At 64.9% G+C, this 4,728-nt stretch carries 5 protein-coding genes and 1 pseudogene; 4 read left to right on the plus strand and 2 right to left on the minus strand.

Annotated elements, in window-relative coordinates; genetic code table 11:
- Positions 1-601, plus strand: a 601-nt coding sequence (locus EN991_RS23840; RefSeq protein WP_127369682.1) for an alpha/beta hydrolase, incomplete at its 5' end; no start/stop codon positions are given.
- Between the two features lie 4 nt (positions 602-605).
- Positions 606-2,345: a cobalamin-dependent protein gene (locus EN991_RS23845; protein WP_127369683.1), complete on the plus strand. Its 1,740-nt coding sequence runs from the start codon at positions 606-608 to the stop codon at positions 2,343-2,345.
- Between the two features lie 40 nt (positions 2,346-2,385).
- Here EN991_RS23845 and EN991_RS23850 read toward each other — a convergent pair whose 3' ends face one another.
- Both EN991_RS23850 and EN991_RS41065 read right to left on the minus strand, forming a co-directional pair.
- Entirely contained in the window at positions 2,386-2,901 is a 516-nt protein-coding gene (locus EN991_RS23850) for an SDR family oxidoreductase (RefSeq protein ID WP_245461058.1), read from the minus strand.
- Positions 2,811-3,245 carry an SDR family NAD(P)-dependent oxidoreductase gene (locus EN991_RS41065; RefSeq protein WP_245461059.1) on the minus strand — a complete coding sequence of 145 codons (435 nt, stop codon included), beginning with the start codon at positions 3,243-3,245 and terminating at the stop codon, positions 2,811-2,813. Before EN991_RS41065 ends, EN991_RS23850 begins: the two co-directional genes overlap by 91 nt.
- Here EN991_RS41065 and EN991_RS23855 point away from each other — a divergent pair.
- Positions 3,235-4,206 carry a thiamine pyrophosphate-dependent dehydrogenase E1 component subunit alpha gene (locus EN991_RS23855; protein ID WP_158515799.1) on the plus strand — a complete coding sequence of 324 codons (972 nt, stop codon included), beginning with the start codon at positions 3,235-3,237 and terminating at the stop codon, positions 4,204-4,206. The two genes, EN991_RS41065 and EN991_RS23855, sit on opposite strands and share 11 nt — an antisense overlap.
- 1 nt (position 4,207) lies before the next feature.
- Positions 4,208-4,728: pseudogene (locus tag EN991_RS23860) on the plus strand (hypothetical protein); the annotation flags it as partial.

Below are 4,728 nucleotides of genomic sequence, written 5' to 3' on the forward strand. Positions count from 1 at the left end.
CCCCTATTCCATTCCCCTGATCGCCAGCGACATTGCCGGCCTGCTGGCGCAGACGGGCGGTCCCGCCCATATTGTCGGGCATTCCACTGGTGGCGCCATCGCGCAGGTGCTGGCGCTCGATCATTCGGAACTTGGCCTGAGCTTCACGATCAGCAGTTCCTGGGCGCGAGCCGACAGCCGTTTCCGCACGCTCTTCAGCGCTCGCGCCGAACTGCTGGAGGCCGGCCTGGCCGAGACCTATCAGCGCCTCGGCCATGTGCTCTGCCACGAACCGTCCTACCTCGAAACGCATGCCGGGGAACTCGACGCAGCCGTCGCCGCCGCCCCTGGCACCCTGGCGCCGCTGACAGTCAGTGCTGCGCGCGTTCGCATGTTGCTCGACCATGATCGCCTCGCCGATCTGCCGCGCATCGACGCCCCGGTTCAAGTGATTGCGGCCACCGGCGATATCCTGACGCCATCAGCCCTTTCAGAGGCGATCGCCGCTTCGATACCGGATGCCCGGTTTGTTTTAGTTCCTGGTGCGCATTTTCATCCCCTCGCCGACCCCCAAGGTTTTGCCGCCATCATTCGCCATTTCATTGCCAAGGCCGACAGCTAGTATCATGACCGCTGAAATCGCTCCCGCCCTCCTCGACCTGCGCCTCAAGCCTGGCGTCGATCTCCTCGCCGAAGGGCGCGCCATGGCGCGCGAGTGGCGCCTCGGCGGCTGCCGCTTCCTTACCGAGACTGGGATGTCGTCCGAAGCCGCATGGAAGCGCAAGGCAGCGGCCGAAAAGCGAGTCATGCAGCACGCCCATATCGGCTTCAGAAGCGTCGACCGCACCGTGGCCGCGATCGGCGAGGTGCATGAGCAATGCCGCAAGGCAGGGGTAACGGTCGACCGTTTCGGCATCACACTCGACTGGTCGATGGGATATCCCCAAGCCATGCGTGCAAAGGCTGCGCGCGGTACCGGCATCGTGCTCACCGGCCCAGAGGATTTCGCCCGCATCACCAACGCCGCGCCCGCTGCCGCGCATTTCGGCGACTTCATGCTCGGCCTGCCGGGTGCTGTGGAAAACACCCGCGCCGCCATCGCCGCCGGTGCAACGGCCATCGGCAATCTGGGGCAGTATTTCACCTTCCGGCTGCCCTACTGGGACGATGATGTGGCGACCACCGAAGCGACCGTCACCGCCCTCGGCCTGATCGCGGCCCAGGATGCCGAAATCCTTGTCCATTCCAATCTCGACGACGGCTTCGCCGGACTGTTCATCGACATGGCCTGCGCGCTCGGCATGGTGCTCGTCGAAAAGCACATCGTCGAGGATCTGATCGGCGCGCGGCTCGGCCATTGCTACGGCCACCACTTCAGCGATCCACTGTCGCGCGCTGCCTTCCATGCCGCGCTGGTGCGGGTCAGCGATACGCCGGGCACCATGATCTTCGGCAACACCGTTTCCTACCAGTCGACCCCGGCAGGCAATTACGCAACCCTGGCGAGTTATCTCCTGGCCGACATACTGGCTGTCGGGCGATGGCCCTCCGGCCATGCGATCAATCCGGTACCGGTAACCGAGAACCAGCGCATTCCCGATGTCGACGAGATCATCGACGCACAAACCTTCGCGCACCGGCTCACGCTGCACGCCCCCTTCTACGACCCCGTCTTCGACTGGGCCAGGGTGGAGGCGATGGCCGATGTGCTGGTCGAAGGCGGGCGTCGCTTTGCCGGTGCCGTCATGAAAGGGCTGGCCGAGCGCGGGGTGGATACCGAAGACCCGGCCGCGCTGATGTTCGCCATCCGCCGCATGGGGCCGAAGCGCATGGAGGCGCTGTTCGGCCCGGGCGCGGACGGCATCCGCGGACGCACGCCGCTGATCCATGCCGAATGGGCGCGCGAGCTCAACCACAAGGCCGTCGCCTGGGTCGCGACGCAAAAGCCGCTGGAAAGCCCTAGACCCCTGACCGTCTGCATCGGCACGACCGACGTGCATGAGCACGGAAAATATCTCGTCGAACAGGCGCTTGAAGGCCTGGGCATCGTCATCGCCGATGCCGGTGTGGCCGTCGACCCGGAAACACTCGTCGCCCGCGCCGCCGAAACCGGGGCCGATGCGATCGCCGTCAGCACTTACAATGGCGTGGCGCTGCGTTATGCACAGGCGGTGAAAGCAGCGATGGCGGCACGCGGACTTGCCTTGCCGGTGCTCATCGGCGGACGATTGAACGAAGTGCCCAAGGAGTCCAATTCGGGCCTGCCGGTCGACGTGACCAAGGATATAGCAGACCTAGGCTGCCTGCCCTGCGCCGACCTCGACGAGATGCTGCGTGCCCTGCGTTCCATCCGGCCCGTTGCCTGAAACGGGCAGGCTTCGTCTTACGCAACGACAGGGGCGTGCCTTACCAGGCGGTCATGCCGCCGTCGACCGTCAGGATCGAGCCGGTGGCGAAAGAGGATTCGTCACTGGCGAGCCACAGGATTGCATTTGCGATTTCAACCGGCTGCGCGACGCGATTCATCGGTGAGCGCGCGTTCAATGCCGCGACAAACCCCTGAGGATCGGGATGGGTTTCCAGCATGGTTTCGAAATAGCTCGACCAGGTCACACCCGGTGCCACGGCGTTGACGCGGATCTTGTCCGCAACATGGTCAAGCGCCATGGCACGCGTCAGCGCCGCGACGCCGCCCTTGGAGGCGACATAGGCCGCCCGATCGGCAAGTCCGACATGGGCCACGTTGGAAGCGGTGTTCACGATCACCCCGCCGCCGCCCGCGGCCATGACGGGAATGACATATTTGGAGCAGAGAAAGACGCCCTTGAGGTTCACGGCCATGAGCGCGTCCCAATCCGCCGCCGCGGTGGTGACAACCGAACCGCGTATGCCGTAACCGGCATTGTTGACCAGAATGTCCACCCGCCGAAGGCCTCTTGCGCGCGGCGCACCATCGTCGCCACGGAGACTTCGTCCGAGACGTCCGCCTCCCAGGCCAGCGCTCCGGTCCTGCCGGCCACCTCGCCGGCCCGCGCGCCGTCGCGATCGACGACCAGAACGCGCGCGCCCTCCTTCGCAAACAGTTCCGTGACGGCCGCGCCGATACCGGCGCTGGCTCCGGTGACGATGGCCGCCTTGCCCTCCAAACGCATGATCGATCCCCTTTTCACAAACTTGTTTTGCCCTATCTTGCAGAAGCGCTTGCAAAGTGTCGACACTTTTGTATTTAATTTCGGCACGAACTCGGGGATATCGGTGAAAAACACTCCTTCCGTCGAACAACATCTGGAAATCTATCGCCGGATGCTGCTGGTGCGGCATCTCGAAGAGGGCCTTGGGGCGCTTCACAAGGAAGGACGCACGCGCGGTCCGATCCATCGCTGCGATGGCCAGGAAGCCGTCGGCGTCGCCGCGACCGCCGTGCTGGAGGCCGGCGACAAGGTCGCCACCACCCATCGTGGCCACGCGGTCTATATCGGCAAGGGCATGGCCGTACACCCGGTGGTGGCCGAGATCTTCGGGCGGGCCACCGGTGCCTGCGGCGGGCGCGCCGGCCACATGCTTGTGGCCGATGCCGAAAAGGGCGTGATCGGCGGCAATGCCATTGTCGGCGCAGGCATTCCAGCCGCCACCGGCATGGCGCTGTCGATGCAGATCCTCGGCACCGGCAATGTCGCCATGTGCGTCTTTGGCGACGGCGCCGCGCAAACCGGCATCTGCCACGAAGCCATGAACATGGCGGGGCTGTGGAAATTGCCGGTCGTCTTCGTGCTCGAACACAACCAGTTCGGCCTGACCGTTCCCTCAGAAGTCCAGTCGCCGGTCGAGGACCTGTCGATCCGCGCCGCCGGCTACGCGATGCCGGCCGAGATCGTCGACGGCAATGACGCGGTGGCTGTCTACCGCGCCGTGTCGGCCATGGTCGAGCGCGCCAGGCGCGGCGAAGGCCCCGGCATGGTCGAATGCAAGACCTACCGCGTCGAAGGTTTCTCCACTTCCGACATGGGCGGCTATCAGAAGCCGGAGGATATTGCGGCCTGGAAGGAACGTGACCCGTTGCTCGTCTCGCGCAAGGCGCTTTTGGGCGACGTCGGCGAGGCGAAACTCGCGGCAATCGAGGTGGCGGCCAGAGCTGAGGTCGACGAGGCATTCGCGGCGGCCCTCTCCGACCCGATGCCCGAATTCTCGCTCGACGAAGCCTGCAACCCCTACAGCGAGGCACACTGACATGGCCATGATGCGGTATGCCGAAGCGCTCAATGCGGCACTGCGCGAAGAGATGCAGGCCGACCCCTCCGTCTTCGTCTTTGGCGAGGACATCGGACGCTATGGCGGCGTCTTCAAGGTGACGAAAGGGCTGATGGAGGAATTCGGCGAAACGCGGGTGCGCGACACGCCGATCTCCGAACAGGCGCTGACCGCCATGGCCGTGACCGCCGCGATGACCGGCACGCGGCCGGTGCTGGAAATCATGTATGCGGATTTCGTGCCGCTGACGCTCGATGCGCTGGTCAACCAGGCATCGATCTACAATTACATCTGGAACGGCCAGGTCAAGATGCCGTTCGTGCTGCGTACGCAGGGCGGCGCCGGCGCGCAGCACTCCAAGTCGCTCGATTCCATGCTTGCCCACATACCCGGCATCAAGGTCGTTGCTCCTTCGACGCCCGCCGACGCCAAGGGCATGCTGAAGGCCGCGATCCGCGACGACCAGCCGGTGGTCTTCCTCGAGCACAAGCTGCTCTACAA

The organism is Mesorhizobium sp. M7A.F.Ca.US.005.03.2.1, assembly GCF_003997795.1.
Lineage (GTDB): Bacteria > Pseudomonadota > Alphaproteobacteria > Rhizobiales > Rhizobiaceae > Mesorhizobium > Mesorhizobium ciceri.